The sequence below is a fragment of the Levilactobacillus lindianensis genome (genome assembly GCF_003946095.1).
Classification (GTDB): domain Bacteria; phylum Bacillota; class Bacilli; order Lactobacillales; family Lactobacillaceae; genus Levilactobacillus; species Levilactobacillus lindianensis.
Genome location: NZ_RHOD01000018.1, coordinates 1 through 22002, shown reverse-complemented (window position 1 = coordinate 22002; position 22002 = coordinate 1). Strand labels below are relative to the sequence as shown.

Sequence of the window (22002 nt, the reverse complement as noted above, 5' to 3'; positions counted from 1 at the left end):
TAATCCCTGGCGACCCTAACCGCACCGCTATTCTGTACTGGCAATCAGACTCTCCTCCGATCACCTGCACACACAGGTTCTATTATGCCAGTTTTCACGTGATTTTCAAAGACTCAACTCCCCGAAAATCTCAGTAAATCAAAAGGACCCCCATCATCAGTGATGACAGAGATCCCAGTTATGCTTAGATTAATTGTAACTCGCGGTCCTGGTTGTAAGCAGCGTCAATAATGGCACTCCCTAAACACTCGTCGCCGTTGTAGAAGACGACAGCCTGACCTGGCGTAATTGCCCGGGCTGGGTCGTCAAATTCAACCGTGACCTGCTGGCCATCATCACTCAAGTGAACGGTCACCCCAGTATCCTTTTGGCGGTACCGGAACTTGGCCGTGCAGTGGAAATCGGTGCCCCGGTCAATCGTGTTCACCCAGTGAATATCGGAAGCAGACAAATGGGTCGCGTACAGGTGCTCGTTGTGGTAACCCTTCCCCACGTAGAGAATATTCTTCGTGAGGTCCTTGCCGATCACGAACCAAGGCTCGTTATCTTCACCGTCACCACCGATACCTAAGCCGCGACGCTGACCAATAGTGTAGTACATCAAGCCGGCGTGGTCGCCCTTGATCTCACCATCGACGGTCATCATCTTACCAGGCTTGGCTGGCAGGTAGGTGTTCAAGAAGTCCTTGAAGTGGCCCTTTTCGCCGATAAAGCAGATCCCCATGGAATCCTTCTTATCAGCAGTGGCCAAACCAGCTTCCTTGGCAATCTCTCGAACCTGAGGCTTCACGAGGTCCCCGATTGGGAACATCACGCGATCCAACTGCTCCGTGGAGAGCTGGCTCAGGAAGTACGTCTGATCCTTGTTCTGGTCAACGGCCCGCATCAAGTGGGAGTGACCATCCTCGTCACGAGTCAACTGTGCATAGTGACCCGTTGCGATGTAGTCCGCACCTAATTCCAGGGCATAGTCCAGAAATGCCTTGAACTTGATTTCCTTGTTACAAATAACATCGGGGTTGGGCGTTCTTCCCTTCTTGTACTCGTCCAAGAAGTACGTGAACACGCGGTCCCAGTACTCCTTTTCAAAGTTAACGGAGTAGTAAGGAATGCCAATCTTAGCGGCAACCTTTGCAACGTCCTTATAGTCCTCGGTCGCGGTACAGACACCGTTCTCGTCCGTATCGTCCCAGTTCTTCATGAAGACGCCGATCACGTCGTAACCCTGCTGCTTTAAGCGCAAGGCGACAACGGAGGAATCGACTCCGCCACTCATACCAACGACAACCCGTGTTTGGCTGTTGTCCTGCATGGTATCACCATCATTTCTATCAGATTCTGGAGAATCTACGATTTGAAGGTCGCATAAATCCAGTATTGCCTAGTTTACCTATTTTACCCGGTGATTGCAAGCCTGGCGTATCTTTTCACGCCAGCCGCCATTTTAGCCGACCCATCCGACATAAAAATTGACGTCCCCAGTGATTGAGAACGCCAATTTTTTTGGCTCTACGCCTTTTTTTGTAAAATCTCACGATCCAGGAGGTTCTGGATGATGAAGTGATACTGTTCCACATTACCCTCGGCATGGAGACCCTTGAAGATGTTAACGCGGGCATTACCGGAAGCGTTCGTCGTCGACATCTTAAACCCACTCAGGTCCTTAGAAACAACGACCTTGAGCATCTGATTTTTGTTGTAGGGTGAGGTCGGATCCACCGAACGTTCCAACGTGTAGTTACCCGCGTTGGAAACCTGGAAGCCCACATCCTTTAAGGCATAGGCCTTGATGTTGGGATGTAATTCGTAAACGTCCGTATCCCCATCAACTTGCATTTCTTTCTTAAATAACATGCTACTTCACCTCATTCTTTGAAAGTCTTTTGACGATGGCACTGACGTTCTTGATAAAGGCGTCAATATCGGCACTCGTCGTTTGGGCCCCAAAGGATAACCGAATGGACTCAGCAATCCGTGGGCTGTCCGCGCCAAACATGGCGGTCAGCACATGTGAGGGTTCGATCGACCCCGCCGTGCAGGCTGATCCCCCAGAAACGGCAATACCGGCCAAGTCTAGATTGGTCTGCATGACATAGGTAGAGACACCCTTAATCCAAATGTTTAAGACGTGCTCTAGGTTGTCACCTTCGAGAGAGCCATTGATCGCAAAGTCCACGCCGTTGGCAGTTAACCCGGCCACGACTTGCTCCTTGAAGCCATGGAAACGTGCCCGCTTCTCGGCCTTAACGTCCGCCGTTAACAGCTTCGCTGCCGTTGCCATTCCTGCAATAGCTGGAACATTTTCGGTACCAGCCCGACGCTTCTCTTCTTGGTCCCCACCCTTGATCAGACTAGGGAAATTGACCCCTTCACGTTTGTAAAGAAAGCCAATCATTTTAGGCCCATTAATCTTGTGAGCCGACGTCGACAACAGGTCAATGTGATCACGTTGCACGTCGATGTCGAGTGACCCGTAGGCCTGCACCGCATCGGTGTGGAACCAGGCTTGGTGATCCTTTAAGATCTCACCAATCTCATGAATCGGCATCCGGCTTCCGACCTCATTGTTTCCCATCATGATGGTCACGAGAATCGTGTCATCACGCAAGGCCGCCTTGAAGTCATCCAGGCTGATCCGACCGTGCTCATCGACGGGCAGATAGGTCACGTCAAACCCCTGCTCCTCCAACGCGTGCAGGGGCTTTAAAATGGCTTCATGTTCGATAGCCGTGGTGATAATGTGCTTTCCCAGGCTCTGACGGGCAATGGCCGTTTGGGTCACAGCGGTGTTGTCACTCTCGCTCCCACCACTGGTAAAGATGATCTCTTCATCACTGGCAGCGTTAATGCTGTTCGCAATGACCTGCCGGCTGTTTTCCATCACGGTGTGCGCCTGCCGACCTAAACCGTACAGAGTCGACGCGTTTCCGTAAACATTTGCCATCTTATCAACCATCTCATTTAAAACTTCTGGCGCCATCGGTGTGGTGGCGGCATTGTCCAGGTAGATTTCCCGGACGGCATTACTATTATCAATGTGAATCTCTTGCACCCTAAAAACCTCCTGAAGGGGCCCAGTTAGTTCTGTGCAGCTAACAAGGCCAATAGCATTTGTGCGGAACGATGGCCCGCATCAATAATAAAGTCATCAAAGTTAACACCGGAATCATTATCGGCATTGTCGGACATGGCTCGAACCACAACGTAAGGCACGTCAAATTGGTGAGCCACTTGACCCACGGCGGCACCTTCCATTTCACCGGATAAGGCGTCTGGGAAGTGGCCCATGATGGCCTTAATGGTCTCGGGACTGTTTAAGAATTGGTCGCCGGAAACGATCAGCCCCAGCTTGGTCTTCAAGCCAGTGTCCGCAGCAGCCGCCACAATCTTTTTGCCCCACTCTTTGGAAGCTTCAAACCGGGCTGGCTGTTGGGGCAATTGGCCATATTCATAGCCAAAAGCTCGGGCATCGGCATCGTGATAGGCCGTTTCGGTGGAAACCACCACGTCTCCAATGTTCAAGTCTGGTGCCAAGGCCCCAGCGGAACCCGAGTTGATCACGAGATCAACGTTGAACTGGGTGATCAGTAAAGCTGTCGTTAAACCCGCCTCAACTTTACCAATCCCGGAACGAACCAAGACCACGGACTGCCCACTGATTTGGCCTTCGTAGAATTCCAAGCCGTGAATATCAGTCGTCTTGGCATCAGTCAGGGCCTCGTGTAGTTCCTTAATTTCTTCTTCCATGGCGCAAATAATTCCGAATGTCATGTCGTGTTCTCCACTCCTTAATCTAATTTACAAAAAGAATAAAATTCCGTAGACCGCTAAGATTAACAGTACCAGCCAAAAAATTGCCCAGTTCAAGCGCCGACCCAAGCGTTTCTGCTTGCTGTCGACCGGGTTGACTCGCTGGACCATATCCGGTTCTTCTGGATCATGATCACTGGGATTTCCGTGTTGGCGCGCGTAATCACGCTCCACCTGAACCCGCTTGCGATCTCGCTCCTGAAAGTCCCGTTCGGCTTGTTCCTGTTCTTTACGGTAGTCCGCCCGCGTTTTCGGACGGTCATCAGAGTCTTGCCAGTCATCTGAATGCACTGCTGTCACCTACTTTTGTAGCAGCCAGTAGTAAATGGCCGTAATTGTTTTCGCATCGTTAATTTCGCCACTGGCAACCATGGCCTGGGCTTCTTTCTTCGATACGGTCAACAGTTCCAAATTTTCCCCTTGGTCGCGAGGTAACTCAGTCGTAACGGGCTTGAGATCAGTCGCTAAAAAGAGGGTCATATATTCGTCAGAGAAGCCCACACTGGAGTAAAATCCAGTGATCTTTTCGAGATGGCCCGGTTGATAACGAATCTCTTCGTTTAGTTCGCGGATGACCGCGTGTTCGACGTTATCGGCGTCTCGGCTATCAAGCTTTCCCGCCGGAATTTCCAGCGTGACCGCCGCGATCGGTGCCCGCCATTGCCGTTCTAAAATCATCTTGTTATCCGCCGTCAGGGCCAGAATGCCCACAGCACCGGCATGACGTACAATTTCTCTGGTCGCCATGTCACCATTGGGTAGGCGGACCTGTTGGCGTTCTAACTTCACGATCACACCGTCATATAAGTCCTCGGTGGATTCAACGTGTTCTTCTAAGTCCATGTTAAGCCTCCTCAGCGCTCCCCGTAACCACGGGGGTCACTTTGGCTGCTTGTGGGCCACGACTCCCTTGAACGATGACAAATTGAACGGTTTGGCCTTCTTCCAATTTACGGAAGCCTTCGCCAATAATCGCCGTGTAGTAAACAAAGATGTCACCATCGGCAGGCGTGGTAATGAAGCCAAAGCCGCGTTGTTCACTATAACTTTTTACTTTTCCGGTTAACATGGTATCCCTCCCATACATAGCACAAATTATACTCGCTTGCCCGCTCCACCGCAAACAATGGTTCCTGGCCGGCCATGATCCCAAAAACTCCCAGCAACGACCGAAGTCGAAACTGGGAGTTCAAAATTCAAAACTTACTTTTCTTCAAAACCTTCAGTTGCCGTTTCTGGGTAATTTGCCCGAACGATAGCGGCACACCGTGCACAGAAGTGTGGGTAGTCAGAATCACTGCCGACATCTTCCTTGGTCAGACGACAACGGTCGCAGACCTCACCGGCAGCGGCTGTCACCTTAACGGCCATGTGGTCGAAGGTTAAGGCGTCGGCTGGGGCTTGGTCCAACTGAGCAACGTCTAAGCCTGAAACCAAAAGAATCTGTTGAACATTAATGTTTAACTTATTCAACGTGTTCTGCGTCTCGTCATCGAGGTAGAGATCCAGGTGCGCTTCGGCAGCCTTCCCGATCAGTTTGGCATCGCGGGCTTCTTCCAAAGCCTTCAGAACGTGGCTCCGCAACGTCATGAAGGTGTCCCAAGCAGAAACACCATCTACCTTGTGCTCGTTGGCATCAGCCATGTCCATCACAACTGGCATCTCAGCTAACTGAACGAATTCTTCGGGTTCCTTTAAGAAGCCCCAGATTTCTTCAGCCGTGTGTGGCAGAATTGGCGTGATCAGCTTCGTTAACGTCACAGCAATCTGGTAGAAGACCGTTTGCATTGAGCGACGAGCGGCACTGTCTTCGGCTTCGATATACAGGATATCCTTAGCGAAGTCCAGGTAGAAGGCCGACAGGTCACTGACCACGAAGTTGATAAGTTCCTTGTAAATGTTCAGGAAGTCATAACTTTCGTAGTGATCCCGAACACTCTTGGTAAAGGCGTTCAACCGGTACAGCATGTGGCGGTCAACCGCCGTCAATTGGTCGAAGGCCACGGCGTTCGTTTCGGGATCAAAGTCACTGGTGTTGGCCAACAGGTAACGCATCGTGTTCCGCAACTTCTTGTAGCTGTCGGAAATCTTTACGAAGGATTCCGTTGAGACCCGGACGTCGGCTGAGGTATCCACGGAGGTAACCCAGAGACGCACGATGTCGGCCCCCATCTTCTTGATAATTTCATCTGGTGCAATCGTGTTCCCGATAGACTTGGACATCTTGTGACCATCCTTGTCCAAGGTGAACCCTTGGGAAACGACTTGCTTGTACGGTGCCTTGCCGGTCGCAGCAACACTAGCAATCAGACTAGAGTTGAACCACCCACGGTATTGATCAGAACCTTCCAGATACAGATCGGCGGGGAACTTCAGATAATCCCGTTCGGCCAGTACTCCTTGGTGTGAGGAACCAGAGTCGAACCAGACGTCCATGATGTCGGTTTCCTTGGTGAATTCACCATTTGGTGAGTGTTCACTCGTGAAGCCTTCTGGCAGAAGATCCTTGGCCTCCCGCTTGAACCAAATGTTCGAACCGTATTTGCCGAAGAGATCTGCCACGTGGTTGACCGTCTCTGGTGTAATGATCGCCTCACCATCTTCACCGTAGAAGATTGGCAGTGGCACACCCCAGACCCGTTGACGGGAGATGACCCAGTCGCCACGGTCCTTGATCATGTTTTCCAAACGACGCTTACCCCAATCAGGTTGGAAATTAACATCCTTTAGACTGTCCAAGATTTCATCACGAATCTTGTCGACGGAAGCGAACCACTGAGGCGTTGCCCGGAAGATGACGGGCTTCTTCGTCCGCCAATCAAATGGGTAACTGTGCTCGTAAGGCATGTACTTCAGTAAGGCATTGTTTTCCTTTAACTTGTCGAGAGCAATCTGGTTAGCATCTTCGTAGAAGACGCCATCGAAGTCCTCACCGGCTTCAGCAGTCATATACCCCTGATCGTTAACGGGAACGAGTACCGGTAAGTTGTACAGCTTACCCACGTTAAAGTCATCTTCCCCTAAACCTGGAGCCGTATGAACCAAACCAGTCCCGGAGTCCGTCGTCACGAAGTCCCCTAACATCACCACTAACTTGCGGTCAGCAATGAATGGGTGTTGGGCAATGATGTTGTCCATGTCTTGACCCATGACAGTCTTTAAGACCTTGACGTCTTCCCAACCAAAACGTTCGGCGTTTTCAGCAACTAGGTCACTGGCCAGAACGAACTTGCGATCTTCACCAGCGGGTTGGACCACAGCGTATTCGATGCCGGCGTCGATGGTGATCCCTTCGGAACCGGGAATCGTCCAAGGGGTCGTCGTCCAAACGACCAAGTAAGTATCGTCATCTAAGACGCCCTTGCCGTCGACAACCTTTTCGCCGTAAAAGGCAGAAGGTGACGTCACGTCGTGGTATTCAACTTCGGCTTCCGCCATGGCTGATTCTGATGACCATGACCAGTACACGGGCTTCTTACCCTTGTAGATCAGACCGCGCTTGGCGAACTCACCAAAGACCCGCACTTCAGCGGCTTCAAATTCTGGATCTAACGTCAAGTATGGATTATCCCATTCGGCAGCAACCCCTAAACGCTTAAATCCATCGCGTTGTAAGTCCACTTGCTTCAAGGCGTATTCGCGACAAAGATCGCGGAATTCAGCAGTCGACATCTTCTTCCGGTCGTAACCGGCCTTCGTCAACTGTTGTTCAATTGGTAACCCATGGGTATCCCAACCGGGAACGTAAGGGGCCCGGAAGCCACTCATGGACTTGTAACGAACAATGATATCCTTAGAAATCTTGTTCATCGCATGACCCATATGGATTGGGCCGTTGGCGTATGGGGGGCCATCGTGCAGAATAAACGTTGGCTTCCCCTCGTTTAATTTCTGGCGGGCTTCATAAATCTTGTTTTCGGCCCAGGCTTTTTGCCGGTCAACTTCTTTGACTGGTAAATTACCGCGCATTTTGAACTTGGTCTTACCCAGGTTCAACGTGTCTTTCACTCGCATACCGTCTTTTCCTCCTTCAAATCATTTCTCACGGTTGGTGAACCGGTGAGCTCAAGCCAGCAACTGGCCTCAGCTCACCGGTCAACCCGATCACCGTGAAACGCAACTTCTCATGACAACAAAAAACGACCCCGCCCAAAGGGACGAGATCGTTCGTGGTACCACCCAAATTTCAGAAGACAACTCTCGTCGTCTTCCCTCAGCGTGCCGTATCGGGGCAAACCGCCGTTGCTTACTCAAAATTCAGCCACGGAACTTGGAGAATGATACCGTCTAAAAGAGTGGGTGTCGACCTCGCACCATCGTCGACTCGCTAAAACCATCTGTTTAGACTGCTTATTTCTCTGTCATTTTATATTTACTTTTGGTCGTAATGTTCCTGATCATTGTCTGGGAAAATCACAACGGTTTCCCCTTGATCACTGTCCGTATCGGTAACGGGAGCTTCCTGAACGGGAGCTTCTTCCGTTGCTTGCGGTGCAGTTGAGTGTACGCCCTGGGCTGCCCCGTTGTCAAGTCGATCGCCGACGACCTTCTTGATTTCCTCGTAACTGGACATCGAACCTTCTTTAAGCAAGCTGTCCCAATCGTTGGACTTCACAACTTCCAACTGACTTTCCAGCATGACTTGCAACCGTTGACGGAAGACCCGGGTGCTCTTCTTCAAATCATCGGTCTCCACGGCTAACTTCTTAGCACGTTTGGAGGCTTCGGTCATGATCTGATTACCCTTGTTAGTGGCTTCTGAAACGATGTCGGAGCTTTGCTTCTGGGCTTCGCGAATAATAATCTCGGATTCTTTTTGTGAGTTAGCCTTAACCTTGTCGGCGGCCTCCTGCGCAACCAGAATGGATTGATTCAAGGAATCTTTCAAGTCGTTAAAGTACTTGAGTTTGCCATTGGCAGAGTCGAGTTGTTCCTCTAATTCCTTGTTGTGGTTCAACGTAATTTGGTAATCCTTGATCACTTGGTCCAAGAAATCATTGACCTCATCAACGTTATAACCACGCATCTTCGTACCGAATTCTTTATTATGAATGTCTAATGGACTTAATACCATCTTATTGTTCCCTCCGCATCTATTTCTTCAGCACCGCTAGGGTGACCCGAATCTTTTCTTTCTTGGTTTTCCCGGCAACTTCATCCAGGCGAACCCGACCAAAGCCCCGCACGGACACAATGTCTGCAACGTCGAGCTCATAATCCGGTTTGGTCGTTTCCGTCCAATTTACCCGAACATGGTCCGCCTCGATTAATTCCTTTGCCCGATGACGGGAGAGATGGAACCCGGTACCAACAATGTTATCCAACCGCAAGGAGGATAAGGTCGCGGACTCCGCTTCCCACTCGTTCAATGGCGCAATCAACTCACTAAAATCAGCTGGCGCTAGGCGTGCCTTCACCCGACCGATATGGTCCACCTGGCCGACGAGATAGTCCATCATAGACTTCTCCGTCACCACTTGCCAAACCTGACCATCCGTTAAGATGTCACCTAGAATCTCACGTTCAATTCCCGCTCCTAACAGAGTCCCTAGGATTTGACTGTGGTGAAGCGTGGCGAACTTAACCGGATAATCGACTCGCAACAGGCGCAACTCGAAGTCGGCCTCTGTGGGTTCGAAATAGTCGGGGAAGAACAGGGCCCGTTGCATTTCCGCATGCTCATGGCCACCACGGAACTGAACCTTAACATCCGCTCGGCGGGCTAAGGTGGTGGCAATGTACACCTGACGCGGATTCAAGAAATGGGTGAGAACTGGGCGATACTCGTCCGCAACCTGTTGTAACCATTCGCCAATGGCGTCAATAAACGGCGCCTCGTCCGGCCGAAAGTGTTGCGTTATATTCTCATCCACAGCTTCTCCTCCTAACGCATTGGCCTTACAACATCAATCTGAATAACATGATTTCAAGTGCACGTAACCCGTACTGAACTAAGGTTAACACGATGATTCCCACAACTGGGCCAAAGCCCAAGGGCCCCACCGAGGCAAAGTTAAAATAGTTCAAAAATGGTTCTACTAAGCGCGTAATAACCTGGCCCAATTTAGATTGGTAGGCACCAGGCAACCAGCTGAGTAGCGCATACACCACGATTAGGAGTATGTACGCCCGCACCAGCCAGTCCAACGCCGTAAAGATTAAGCTTACGATCGACAGCACAACATCGCTCCTTTATGGTTTGAACTGATTACCAAGGTTCGCTGCCACGTCACCACTGACTTCGAAATTATGCGGGGTGCACAGAAAAATCTGTTCACCAACCCGCTTGATTTCACCGCCGACGGCATAGGCAGTCCCGTTTAGAAAGTCAACGATCCGCTGTGCTTGGGCTTCATCCACCCTTGCAAAATTGACGATGACCGCGTCGCCAGCCGTGATTTGTTTGGCAATCGATTTGGCATCGGAATAAATTCGTGGCTCGCAGATCGCAATATGACTCGAATTGGGTTTCGCAGACCGCATAGCGACCACCTTTCGATTATCGACCGGCCGTGTTTGGGCAGTTGGTTGCGGCTTAACTACAGGACTTGTCGATTCCTGATAGTCTTCGTCATAATCATCGTCCATTCCGAAAAACTTACTAAGACTAAACTTTTCCGCCATGGTTGGCCACTCCTCTCACAACGAATTTCTAATGACTACTTCCGCCGACGCTTGAAGAATGGCGGTGTGTCCTCTCCCCGATTACCATCATCGCTGTTGGCATCGTCAGAGCTTGGATTGAAGATGTTGAAGTCAGGTTTGTCGACCCCAGCAAATTCATCATGACCCTGGGTAGAACTCTTTGGTTCTGGACGGTGGGCTGGTTCACGAATGTCCCAGTTACCGAATGGATCCTGATCATTTTCTTTAGTTGGTTGGCTCTGTTGGTCGCTAGCAGCTTTTTGTTCACTACGATGGGCAACTCGGCTGTGAGAAGCTTCGCGTTCCTCACGCTTCTTGTCGATCCCAGTCGCAATCACCGTAACACGAACCTCGTCGCCGAGCTCTTCGTCAATTGACGTCCCGAAGATGATGTTCACGTCACTGGTAGCGGCATCCGACACGATCTGTGAAGCGGCTTGGGCTTCAAACAGAGACAGGTCGGGACCACCCGTGATGTTCAACAGAACTTGTTCGGCACCATCGATGGAAACTTCCAGTAATGGTGACGAGATAGCCTTCTTCGTGGCATCTTCCGTCCGGTTTTCACCGCTAGCGGAACCGATACCCATTAAGGCAGACCCTTGATCTTTCATAACCGTCTTCACATCGGCAAAGTCCAAGTTCACATAACCAGGACTCGTGATCAGATCGGAAATCCCTTGAACCCCTTGACGTAAGACGTTGTCGGCTTCTTGGAAGGCTTCCATCATTGGTGTCTTCTTGTCGACAATTTCTAACAGACGGTTGTTAGCCAGAATGATTAACGTGTCAACGTTTTCCTTCATGGCTGCGACCCCTTCGGCCGCAAAACGAGCCCGACGTGGACCTTCGAAGCTAAATGGCCGCGTCACAACACCGACCGTTAAGGCCCCGCTGTCCTTGGCAATCTTAGCCACGATTGGGGCGGCACCGTTACCGGTACCCCCACCCATTCCGGCCGTGACGAAGACCATGTCGGCGCCTTGCAAGGCTTCCGTAATGGCTTCTTCACTTTCTTCGGCGGCCTTGGCCCCAACTTCGGGGTTGGCACCGGCACCCAGACCTTTGGTTAATTTCGGCCCGAGTTGGATTTTAGTTTCAGCCTTGGAAGCTTCCAAAGCTTGAACATCAGTGTTCGCAACGATAAATTCGACACCTTTAACATCTTCGGTGATCATTCGGTTAACGGCGTTGTTACCACCGCCACCGACCCCGATAACTTTAATGTTAGCGCCATGATTTTGAGCAGAATCTAGTGAGTATTCCATGTTTATCTTTCCTCCATCTCGCGTTAGTCAAAGAAGTCGCTGAAGAACTTCCGGAACCCTTCGCCCCTTTTTTTCTTCACTTTCGGTTTTGCCTTTGGACGCGATGCCGATTGGGTCGAAACGTCGTTGGCAGAATCCTCTGCCGCCTCAAGTTGCCGAATCTCATCGGTCTCGTCAGCGAGTTGGGTCGAGCCCGTTAAAGCGCTCTTAATAAGCAAGTCAATCTCACTGAGACCCCCAAAGTATTTCACTAATGCCAAAGCTAAGGTAAATGATGGGTGACGCAATCCCATTTGATCTGGGATGTAGACCCGCACGTTGGTCCCAAATTCAGCCGTGGCTAAATCGGTAATCCCAGGCAGTGCGGCAACCCCACCGGTCAGAATGATCCCCCCAGGCAACTCTAACGCCTGAACCTTATCAAGGTTCGTGCGTAGACGCTGGAAGACCTGGTCCAACCGGGCTTCGATAATCTCTGCTAAATATTTCTCAGAGATTGGGGTTGGTTGACTCTGACCCACGACGTCGACAGGAAATTCATCTTCATCGCTAGCCTGACTTGAATCGGCATAGCCGTAATCGCGCTTTAACTTTTCGGCACTGTCGATCGAGGTGTTCAAGACCACGGAGATATCCTTGGTAATGAACTGGCCCCCCTCTTGGTCAACATCAATGTACTTTAATTGGTGATCGTGAATGACGGCAGCAGTCGCTTGGCCACCACCCAAATCAATCAGGACGGTCCCGAAGTCTTGTTCACCATCGTTCATGACCATCATGCCTTGGGCCATCGGATTGATAACGGTGCCCCGAACGTGTAACCCAGCCTGTTCGACTGCCTTACGCGTGTTGTGCATGATTGTCTTGGGACCGGTAAACAGGGTGCCGTGGAGTTCCAGACGAACCCCCACCATCCCACGAGGATCCTTGATGCCATCGAAGCCGTCGACCACAAACTCGTCGGCCAGAACTTCAACCACTTCACGTTCCGGTGGGAGACTCTGGATGAGTGCGGCCCCCGCCACACTCCGAACGTCCCGTCCGGTAATCTCACGGGATTGATCGTCAATGGCGATCATCCCGCTACATGGTTCAATTTTTAACATATTTGCGGGAATTCCCACAATCACATCGTGAATTTCGATGCTGGCCTTCTCTTCGGCTTGCCGAACGGCGCGCTGAATTGCTTCAGCAGCCTTGTCAATATCGACGATAACGCCGCGACTGACACCATTCGAACGTTCATTTCCCACACCAATAACGTTCATTTGCCCTTTAACATTCTCAGCAACAATGACTTTTATTGAGGTGGTTCCTATATCGAGACCAACGTACATCCCTGAATTATCCATAGAAAAAGGAACCTCCTAAGTTAATCTACTATCAACACTGCATGAATTCGCTTTTTCCCCTAATTATTTTTCAGTTTACCACATTTACTAGGGGTTGAAAAAGCCTTATTGACGCTTTTTCGTCACTGCAATCAAAATGATTTATTTCTTGAAGGGATATGAGTACGCCCCGACTTCCAAATTGACGACACCTTTTTGTTTCATCTTCGCCGCAATTCCTGGATAATACGCCATTTTTTTCGCAAAGGACGGGATGCTTGCGTAAACTTCATTCCCGTCATTCATGAATAAATGAACCCGGTTCGGATTATCTTTCGTTGGTGACGCCTGGATTTCACTGATGCTGCGTTTAATCTCAGCATCTAGCTGGGCGTACTGCAGAATCATCCGGTGCAAGGTTTTCGCTTGCTTAAACTTACTGTAAACCGGCGTTCCACTCTTCGGCTGTGAGACAGATTGTTCGCTCACCACACCATTCTCCAAGATTTCATCGTACTTACTTCCCCGCATCACGTACCCCGCCGTGTCGTATTCGACAATGGCGATGGTTGCCTGATTCGGTTGACGGAACGTAATCTTAGCTTGCTTAATCCTTGAGTTTCGTTTTGGTGCCTGGCTTTCAAACTGCGCCGTGTGCCCGAACAGTGAATAAATCGACTCACCCGAACGAACTTGAACGGCGTCTTGAACCTCTGCGGCAGTTAACGCATGGGCGCCGGTCACCTTGACTGTTTGAAAATGACTTAGCGGACAGAGCAGATAAACCATGACCAAGATGACCGCCGTAAAGCTAGACAGGAGAATGATCAATCGACGAACTAACTTCCGGTTTCGCTGATGCTTTAACCGCGGCAGTTTATCCCCGATGCGCTTGGCCTGGTGAATCCAGTTCGGCGTACGGCGTTGCTTCTTCTTGGCTGCTGCCTGGCGCTGATAATCTTCCCAGGGCGTCAACGACTGTTGCTGCTTCTCATCGTGCCGGTTAAGGCGAAACTTCATGGCTGGTCACCTCCCGCTTTGTAAATTTTGCGCTAATCTCGCTTGAGCGCTAAGACGACGTCTAAGACACGGTCCGCCGCATCTGGTACGCCTAATTGTTTCGACGCCTGTGCCATATCCTGGCGCAGACCATCGTCATTCATCAACTGGTCAGCCTTAGTAACCAACGTGTCTCCGGTCAGATCGGCTTCCTTAATGATTTCGGCAGCTCCCACATTAACTAGAGACTGCGCATTCTTAGTCTGGTGATCCGCTGTTACGTAAGGACTGGGAATCAGGATTGATGGAATTCCATCCGCCGTGATTTCAGCCAGGCTGGTCGCTCCGGCACGCCCAACAATGGCCGCCACCTTAGGCAAAACTTCTGGCATGTTAGGAATGTAAGGCTTCACGACCACGTTGTCGTTGAGGGTCACACCTTTTAATTGGTCCATGACCCCGTCGTAGCGCTTCTGCCCCGTGACGAAGACCACTTGGTAGTCGCGTTGATTAAATTCCGGAATGGCTTCAACCGTTGCGGCGTTGATCTTCAAGGCGCCTTGAGACCCCCCGAAGATTAGTAACGTTGGGCGATTGTCCTGCAGGTGGTATTCCGACCAACTGAAGTGACTGACCACTTCGGCGGCTTCCTGGGCCCGTGGATTCCCGGTCTTGACCATTTTGTTGGCTGGCAACTGATCAACCGCGGCGTCAAAAACGTAAGCGATCCGGTCAACGTAACGGCTCAGAAAACGATTCGTAATCCCAACCACACTGTTTTGTTCGTGAATCATTGTCGGAATATGTAGACGGCTGGCGGCGTAAACCACCGCACCAGAAACGTAACCACCGGTGCCGACCACGACGTCGGGCTTGAATTCCCGAATCATCTTCTTGGTCTCGTGAACACTCTTCAAGAATAAGTAAATCGTCTTGAAATTTTCAAGCGACAAGGATCGTTTGAACCCTTGAATCTTCGTCGACTTGAACGGAATTCCCTTAGCTGGCACGATGGAACTTTCCAGTCCCCGTTCGGACCCAACGTAGAGCACCTCGGCATCGGGGTCGCGCTTCTTTAAGGCTTTGATTAGGGCCAGTGCCGGATAAATGTGACCCCCGGTTCCCCCACCAGATACAATTAATCGCATATTATTTTTCCTCCTGCTTACCCGTCAACTGTTCAACGGCTTTGATAAACCGGTCTCCTCGAACTTCAAAGTTCGGGTATTGATCCCAGCTTGCGTTCGCCGGTGAGAGCAAAATAATGTCGCCCGGTTCGCTAAGTTCATAGGCCAGTGGGACGGCCGTTTCAACGTTCTCAGTTAAGCGAATCGTCGGAATTCCCGCCTGCTTGGCTGTATCTTCCAGTAACTTGGCCGTCTGACCAAAGAGAATGATGGCCTTCACATGATCCTTGAAGGCTGGCACCATCTTCTCAAAGGTATAGCCACGGTCAAGACCGCCGGCTAAGAGCACAACTGGCGCCTTAAAGCCCTTCAAAGCCATCTCTGTGGCTTCCATGTCGGTCGCCTTGGAGTCATTGTAATACTGCCGACCCTCAGCCTCTAACACGTACTGTGTCCGATGACGAACCCCACCGAAGCTCTTGAGCACTCCGACAATAGCCGCGGTACTAACGCCCTTAATCTTGGCAACGGCGATCGCTGCCAAGGCGTTCTCGATGTTGTGGTCACCAGGAACCTTGATATCGGCTGCCGCCATGATTCTTTCACCACGGAAGTACAGGAAACTGTCACGTTCGTAAGCCCCATCTTCGGATTGGCCCTGCCGTGAGAATGGCACCACTTTGGCCGCAGAATGGGTACTGAGTTCTCGCCATTCTGGATTGTCAAAGTTGACGACAAAGTAATCGTCAGCTGTCTGGTTAGCCGTAATCTTCATCTTGGCCGCAACGTAGTTGGCGCGCGTTTTGTGATAATCCAAATGGTTAGAGAAGATGTTCGTTAAGACCGCGATATGTGGGTGAAATTCGGTGGTCCCCACTAGCATGAAACTGGAAACCTCCAGAACTAAGGTATCTTCAGCCGTCACCTCTTGAGCCACCATGCTGGCTGGCACACCAATGTTTCCGGCGTATCGGGCATGACCAGCCTGCCGATCATGATCCAACATCTTTTGAATCATCGTGGTCGTCGTCGTTTTCCCGTTACTCCCAGTGACCGCCACTAACTCGGCATCTGCGACTTCACCCGTTAACTCCATTTCGGTAATAATCGGCAGCTTCAGCTCTAAGGCCTTCTTGACGATCGGCACATCATAGGGGATACCAGGATTCTTCACCATAAGGTCGTAGCCGGCGTCTAGGAGATCTGGGGTCTGTAACCCTAAGATGACCTTAAACCCTGCTTGTTCGAGCTCCTGGGCGTCTTTATTCTCGTTCAGCGGCTGAACATCACTCACCGTGACTACGGCACCCAGCCGTTTTAATAACTTGGCGGCATTCGTTCCACTCTTGGCGAGTCCTAAAACCAAAACCTTTTTACCCGCATATCGCTTAATCTGCTTCATAACTCCGTTCGCTCTCCATTTCTTTCTTATACCTGATATAAAAAGGCTAGCTTGACTCTAACGAGCAAGCTAGCCCATTAGTCTTCAGTCGTTAGTTCGCTAGCATGACCCAAACACCACTAACTGCGGTGATTAACCCGATTCCCCAGAAAGTAAAATCAATCTTCCATTCGCTCCACCCCAGCATTTCAAAGTGGTGATGAATGGGACTCATGAGGAAAATCCGCTTACCCGTTAGTTTGAATGAAGCCACTTGCAAAATAACACTCGCCGTCTCAATCACAAAGACCAACCCGATCCACAATAGAGATAATTCGTGGTGTAACAGGATGGCAACCGCCGCTAGGGCGCCGCCTAAAGCCAAGGATCCCGTATCCCCCATAAATATCTTTGCTGGTTTGTGATTAAAAATGAGAAAACCGAGAAGACCGCCGACTACGGCGAAACAAAAAATCGCAATGTTTAATTGATGTTGTTGGAAGGCAACGACACCGTAAGCCGCAAAAGAAATGCTAGCTAAACCACTCACCAGGCCATCCAGGCCATCGGAAAGATTCACGGCATTAGAGAAGCCCACCAACCACACGATAATAAAGAGCGCGTACCAACCGCCCATGTGCCAATCCCCAATTCCGGGAATGTGCAAGGCCATAGGCAATTGTTCATGGGTGTAAACCCAGAATAAGATGAGTGCCCCGACAATTTGGCCCAGCATTTTCTGCCAAGCCTTCAGGCCTTCATTTTGGCGATGGAACAACTTGATGCTGTCATCCCAGGCACCCAAGCCCCCATACAACACGAGAATAAATAATAAAATCCACGTAGTAGGTAAGACGTGGTGCGGCTGGACAATCCAGCTGGTTGCTAAGGTCATGACGACGATCGCAATCATGTAGAGCAACCCACCCATGGTCGGTGTTCCGGACTTCTTTTCGTGCCAACTCGGGCCCTCTTCACGAATCATTTGGCCTTCGTGCCGGGCACGGAAGTAACGAATTAAAGCGGGCATAAATGCCACGGTAATTAGAAAACTACCCACCAGGGGTAACAAAATAGTCATCATTGTTCCAATCAATCCTCATTCTCATTTATTTTGGCGTAAAGTGACCGTTAATGTGGCACCAGACCCCACTGTCGTGCCGGCCTTGATACTCTGCTTCGTGACATAGCCATCACCACTCACGTTCAGCTTTAAGCCTTCAATCTGTGCTAATTTTACCACATCACCCTTAGACCAGCCGGTCAAACTTGGCAGAGCGACGGTCCCACCCGTCTTGATAAAGACTCGTTGATCCCGGTATAACGTGGTTCCAGCCGTAACCGACTGTTTTTGAACTTTTTGTCCGGTGCCTAGGGTTGTGACGGTCGCTCCAGCCTTGGTTAGGGCCTGGGTTGCGCTCGCTACCGACATTCCGGTAACCGTTGGCATCTTACTTTCTTTGGTATTGATGGTTTCGGTGTCCTCTTGGAGGGCCCGCGCCATCACAGGTTTCATGATGGACGCCAACAGCTGTGAGGCCGTCTTACTCCCCAAGTGTGGTTGCTTCATCGTGATGTACATGACGTACTTCGGATGACTCGCCGGAACCATGGCGGCTACGGAGTACAGGTAGTTATCGTCACCAGAGAGATACCCGGACTTCCCGGAACTGACTTGGGCGGTCCCGGTCTTCACCGCAACCCGTTCCCCACTCATTTTGTAGTCGGACCCAATACCGTACTTCTTATAAACAACATCTTCCATGTGTTTCCGCACGGCCTTTGCCGTCGATTCGGAGATTGGATTGGCCACGTTCTGTGGCCCATAGGCCTTAACAGTCTTGTTGCTATTGGGATTGACCACCTTACTGATCACATAAGGCTTCATCATCTTCCCATCATTGCTGACCGCACTAAGGGCCTGCATCATCTGGAAGACGGTGACCTGAATCCCTTGGCCGAACGCGGTATCGGCCTGTTCGATCGGTCGTTGAAAGGCGATGCTCCCGGTTAATTCACCCGGCAGTCCCGACTTGGTACTCTTCAGGAAAAGGAACCGGTCGATGTATTTTTTCCACGTCTTGTGACCCATTTGTTGTTCCAAATGGGCCATGGCCACGTTACTGGAAACGGCAAACCCCTTGTCATAGGTAATGGTCCCCCAGCCAGAGGTGTTCCAATCGGGAACCACTTGATTACCAATGGTGTATTTACCAGATTGGTAGGTGGCATTCCCATTGTAGTGGCCACTGTCGATGGATGAAGCCAACGTGAAAATCTTCATGGTGGACCCGGGCTCATAGGCGTCTTGAACCAGCGTGTTCCGCCAGACCTTGTCGAGTCCCTTCTTCGTCGTCGCGTTAAACGTTGGCCGTTGCGTGGCGGCTAGAATGGCTCCTGTCTTGGCATTCATAAGCACGGCGTTCATCGAGTTGGCCTTGACCTGGCCCTGAACTTGACTCATTTCCGTTTCCAAGAGCGTCTGCAAACGAGTATCTAACGTCGTATAGACGTTGTCCCCATTCTTGGCCTTCTTGGCCTTCTGCTTAGTTCCCGGCAGCTGATAACCATACATATCTTTTTTAATCTTTTGGGACCCATTCGTCCCCGTTAATTCTTTATTGAAAGCTTGTTCCAGACCCATTGACCCAGTAAGAGCTGTTTGGCCGGCCTTATTCGTCTGAGCCTGAGCCAAACCAATCAAATGAGAAGCAAAGACCCCGTTCGGATACAAACGGGATTCCTGTTGAATAAAGTTCACCCCACTGAGATGTTCCGCCTGGATCTTCTGCTTAGTAGTTAGCGAGATATTCTGTCCCGCCGTCCCAAATTCAACTTGGAATGGATGTCCCGAGCTAGGATTCAACGTCGCCAAGGCTTTCTTGCGACTGATCGGCAGGTATTTAGCCAGAACGTCGGCAACTTTTTCCTTGTTGGTCACGTAGAGTTTTCGGCCATCAACACTTTTCTGACGCTTATCCAACACCACGTAAAGGGAATAGACACTGGTGTCCTCCGCAATCGCTTGGCCATTGGCATCGTAAATCGTTCCTCGTCTGGCTTTCAGCGTCTCATTAGCCGTATACAGCTTCTGGGCCGAGGCACTGAGATTCACGTTCTGAACCTTTTTGCCAATCGAGATATACGAAAAGCGACCAACGATCAAGATAAACACACCAATGAAAAGGAAAAACAGAAACTGGCCGAATTTCTTCCGATTTCTGCGAGGATGCTTATTTGTCATTTGTCGCTTCTGAGAATCATTCATTATTTGTTAACATTCCTTATTCTGTCATTTTCCAAGGTCAAGCCCTGCTTTTTGGCAATTTTATCAAGCCGGCTACGACTCTGCAACTCATTTATTTCTTGTTGCGCATTGGTGTTGCGATTTTGATACGTCGTGACAGAATTATTGAGACTTTGTAAGTCGTGAACCGTATTGGACATCGCGATTTTCGTGGACACAACACTTACCATTAGTAAGGCCAAAACCAACCCACAAACGGTCATTAAGCACTTTTCAAATTTGGAGAATGGCAGACGTTTGCCTGACGGTGTGGGATCACTGAGGGGTTGGGTCTGTCGTTGCGGTTGTTCTATGTTTGGGCGTTGTTGGGGTTCCGGTGTTAGGGGAACTGCTTCAGCTAAATTATTTTGCGCCATAATTGATCATCTTCCTATGTCAATATTTAGTGATTGTCTAAACTACTTAATTTTTTCTAAAATTCGTAATTTTGCACTGTGGGCACGATGGTTAGCCGCTAATTCTTCCTCGGAAGGGAGAATTGGTTTGCGATTAACCAGCTTATAATCTGGTTGTAAATTGTCGGGAATCACCGGAATTCCGTGGGGGAGTTCTGGCAACGAAGACTGTTCGCGAAACATGGTCTTAACCAACCGGTCTTCGAGCGACTGGAAGGTAATGGCACTGATGCGACCATGCAGGGCTAACAATCCAACAGCTTGTTCAAGAGAATCCTCTAAGGCTCCTAATTCGTCGTTGACGGCGATCCGAATGGCTTGGAAGACCTTCTTAGCGGGATGACCACCATGCCGTCGTGCGGCAGCGGGAATCCCTTCCTTGATGATGTCAACCAGTTGGCCAGTGGTGTCGATTGGTGCTTCGGCTCGGTGACGTTCAATGGCTCGGGCAATTGGCTTAGCGAACTTCTCTTCCCCGTATCGGTGGAAGATTCGCATTAAGTCATTGAACTTCCATTCATTGACCACGATCCATGCGGTGAGGTCGGCGCTCTGGTCCATGCGCATGTCTAGTGGCGCATCATGTTGGTAACTGAAACCCCGGTCGGCCTCGTCGAACTGTGGTGAAGATACCCCGAGATCATAAAGAATGCCATCAACCTCGGTCACCCCCCGAGCATTCAACTCGGTCTTAATATCCCGAAAATTACTCTTGATGAAGGTTAGGTTGCCACTGTCCAAATATTTTTTAAGATGTTCTTGATTGTATGTAATTGCGGTCTGGTCCTGATCGAACGCGTATAAATGCCCCGTCGTCAGTTGCTCCAGAATACGTTGGCTATGACCACCACCGCCGAGAGTGCAGTCAACATAAATTCCTGTTGGCTTAATGGCTAAGCCAGCCACCGCTTCCTTAAGCAGTACCGTCACATGATGAAAGTCTTCCATAAACACTCTCCTCTCCTTTATCTACATGCCGAAATCAATGAGATTTTCGGCGATATCATCGAAGTCTTCTTCGGCCGCGGTGGAGAACTTATCCCACCGTTCTTGACTCCAAATTTCAAATCGATTTGCAACGCCAACAATGACACACTGTTTAGCCAGTGCGGCATGATCTCGTAGCGATTTTGGTAAGTTGATTCGACCTTGCTTATCGAGCTCACATTCGGTCGCCGCGGAATAGAAGAACCGGACAAAAGCCCGGGCATCCTTACGGTTCACTGGCAAGGCTTTCAATTTCTCTTGTAATGCCGACCACTCGGTCATGGGGTAGCCGAATAAACAGCCATCCATCCCCCGGGTAACCACGAATTGTCCCCCGAGTTGCTCCCGAAATTTGGCGGGAATAATGAGTCTGCCCTTGGTATCAATTGAATGCTCGAATTCACCCATGAACATGGCCATTACCCCCTATTTGTAACTATTGTCAAGTTTACCACACCCCCCCACTTTCTACCACAACGTTTCCGAATTTTTATAAATTTCCCCACTTGCACCAAAAAAGCCACGGCGAACACTTGTTCACCGTGGCTGAAAGCCCTTTACCAAACACCCAAAAATGTGAGTTCTTAGTCAAGTTTATTTATATTTATGGCAAATTCTATAATTAATCCGAACAGAAATTAAAAAGCCCAAAGCAATCACTTACAATGGTAGTAGCTAATTCCAACCAATATAGGGAGTGATTACTTTGGGTACATCTACTTTATCACGTTTTCAACGTGGCGCACTAGCAC

General features: G+C 50.1%; 22 protein-coding genes. All 22 read right to left on the bottom strand.

The annotated features are described in order from the left end of the window. Positions 1-184 precede the first annotated feature (184 nt). Positions 185-1312, bottom strand: a complete 1128-nt coding sequence (gene mnmA, locus EKM70_RS08110; RefSeq protein WP_125546874.1) for a tRNA 2-thiouridine(34) synthase MnmA — start codon at positions 1310-1312, stop codon at positions 185-187. 197 nt (positions 1313-1509) lie between these two features. Then, positions 1510-1854, bottom strand: a complete 345-nt coding sequence (locus tag EKM70_RS08105; protein ID WP_125546872.1) for a DUF1831 domain-containing protein — start codon at positions 1852-1854, stop codon at positions 1510-1512. A gap of 1 nt (position 1855) precedes the next feature. After that, positions 1856-2980, bottom strand: a complete 1125-nt coding sequence (locus EKM70_RS08100) for a cysteine desulfurase family protein (RefSeq protein ID WP_404819869.1) — start codon at positions 2978-2980, stop codon at positions 1856-1858. A 98-nt stretch (positions 2981-3078) separates the two neighbouring features. Continuing rightward, entirely contained in the window at positions 3079-3771 is a 693-nt protein-coding gene (locus EKM70_RS08095; RefSeq protein ID WP_125546868.1) for a 5'-methylthioadenosine/adenosylhomocysteine nucleosidase, read from the bottom strand. Between the two features lie 27 nt (positions 3772-3798). Further along, on the bottom strand, positions 3799-4110 hold the full coding sequence (locus EKM70_RS08090) for a hypothetical protein (RefSeq protein WP_225416408.1): 312 nt from the start codon (positions 4108-4110) through the stop codon (positions 3799-3801). Continuing rightward, the gene (locus EKM70_RS08085; protein WP_125546864.1) at positions 4111-4653 is read right to left on the bottom strand and encodes an NUDIX hydrolase; all 543 of its coding nucleotides are present in this window, start codon (positions 4651-4653) and stop codon (positions 4111-4113) included. A gap of 1 nt (position 4654) precedes the next feature. Further along, on the bottom strand, positions 4655-4879 hold the full coding sequence (locus EKM70_RS08080) for a cold-shock protein (RefSeq protein WP_125546862.1): 225 nt from the start codon (positions 4877-4879) through the stop codon (positions 4655-4657). Positions 4880-5013: 134 nt separating this feature from the next. Further along, positions 5014-7824 (bottom strand): isoleucine--tRNA ligase, encoded by a 2811-nt coding sequence (ileS, locus tag EKM70_RS08075; RefSeq protein ID WP_125546860.1) that lies wholly within the window; start codon positions 7822-7824, stop codon positions 5014-5016. Between the two features lie 358 nt (positions 7825-8182). Next, positions 8183-8884, bottom strand: coding sequence for a DivIVA domain-containing protein (locus tag EKM70_RS08070; RefSeq protein WP_125546858.1), 702 nt, complete (start codon positions 8882-8884; stop codon positions 8183-8185). Between the two features lie 19 nt (positions 8885-8903). Continuing rightward, on the bottom strand, positions 8904-9683 hold the full coding sequence (locus EKM70_RS08065; protein WP_125546856.1) for a YlmH family RNA-binding protein: 780 nt from the start codon (positions 9681-9683) through the stop codon (positions 8904-8906). A 25-nt stretch (positions 9684-9708) separates the two neighbouring features. Continuing rightward, a complete protein-coding gene (locus tag EKM70_RS08060; RefSeq protein ID WP_125546854.1) occupies positions 9709-9990 on the bottom strand; it encodes a YggT family protein in 282 nt (93 codons plus the stop codon). Between the two features lie 12 nt (positions 9991-10002). After that, positions 10003-10434 (bottom strand): cell division protein SepF, encoded by a 432-nt coding sequence (locus tag EKM70_RS08055; protein ID WP_125546852.1) that lies wholly within the window; start codon positions 10432-10434, stop codon positions 10003-10005. A gap of 35 nt (positions 10435-10469) precedes the next feature. Further along, positions 10470-11723 (bottom strand): cell division protein FtsZ, encoded by a 1254-nt coding sequence (gene ftsZ, locus EKM70_RS08050; protein ID WP_125546850.1) that lies wholly within the window; start codon positions 11721-11723, stop codon positions 10470-10472. Positions 11724-11746: 23 nt separating this feature from the next. Next, on the bottom strand, positions 11747-13075 hold the full coding sequence (ftsA, locus tag EKM70_RS08045; RefSeq protein WP_125546848.1) for a cell division protein FtsA: 1329 nt from the start codon (positions 13073-13075) through the stop codon (positions 11747-11749). Positions 13076-13216: 141 nt separating this feature from the next. Next, a complete protein-coding gene (locus EKM70_RS08040; protein ID WP_125546846.1) occupies positions 13217-14074 on the bottom strand; it encodes a cell division protein FtsQ/DivIB in 858 nt (285 codons plus the stop codon). Positions 14075-14106: 32 nt separating this feature from the next. Further along, on the bottom strand, positions 14107-15201 hold the full coding sequence (murG, locus tag EKM70_RS08035; RefSeq protein ID WP_125546844.1) for an undecaprenyldiphospho-muramoylpentapeptide beta-N-acetylglucosaminyltransferase: 1095 nt from the start codon (positions 15199-15201) through the stop codon (positions 14107-14109). Between the two features lies 1 nt (position 15202). After that, positions 15203-16582 carry a UDP-N-acetylmuramoyl-L-alanine--D-glutamate ligase gene (gene murD, locus EKM70_RS08030; RefSeq protein ID WP_125546842.1) on the bottom strand — a complete coding sequence of 460 codons (1380 nt, stop codon included), beginning with the start codon at positions 16580-16582 and terminating at the stop codon, positions 15203-15205. 91 nt (positions 16583-16673) lie between these two features. Then, entirely contained in the window at positions 16674-17645 is a 972-nt protein-coding gene (gene mraY / locus EKM70_RS08025; RefSeq protein ID WP_125546840.1) for a phospho-N-acetylmuramoyl-pentapeptide-transferase, read from the bottom strand. Positions 17646-17666: 21 nt separating this feature from the next. Beyond that, positions 17667-19829, bottom strand: a complete 2163-nt coding sequence (locus tag EKM70_RS08020; protein WP_125546838.1) for a penicillin-binding transpeptidase domain-containing protein — start codon at positions 19827-19829, stop codon at positions 17667-17669. Further along, the gene (gene ftsL, locus EKM70_RS08015; RefSeq protein WP_125546836.1) at positions 19829-20224 is read right to left on the bottom strand and encodes a cell division protein FtsL; all 396 of its coding nucleotides are present in this window, start codon (positions 20222-20224) and stop codon (positions 19829-19831) included. Before ftsL ends, EKM70_RS08020 begins: the two co-directional genes overlap by 1 nt. A 42-nt stretch (positions 20225-20266) precedes the next feature. Further along, positions 20267-21211, bottom strand: coding sequence for a 16S rRNA (cytosine(1402)-N(4))-methyltransferase RsmH (rsmH, locus tag EKM70_RS08010; RefSeq protein ID WP_125546834.1), 945 nt, complete (start codon positions 21209-21211; stop codon positions 20267-20269). 21 nt (positions 21212-21232) lie between these two features. Then, entirely contained in the window at positions 21233-21664 is a 432-nt protein-coding gene (mraZ, locus tag EKM70_RS08005; RefSeq protein ID WP_125546832.1) for a division/cell wall cluster transcriptional repressor MraZ, read from the bottom strand. Between the last annotated feature and the right edge of the window lie 338 nt (positions 21665-22002).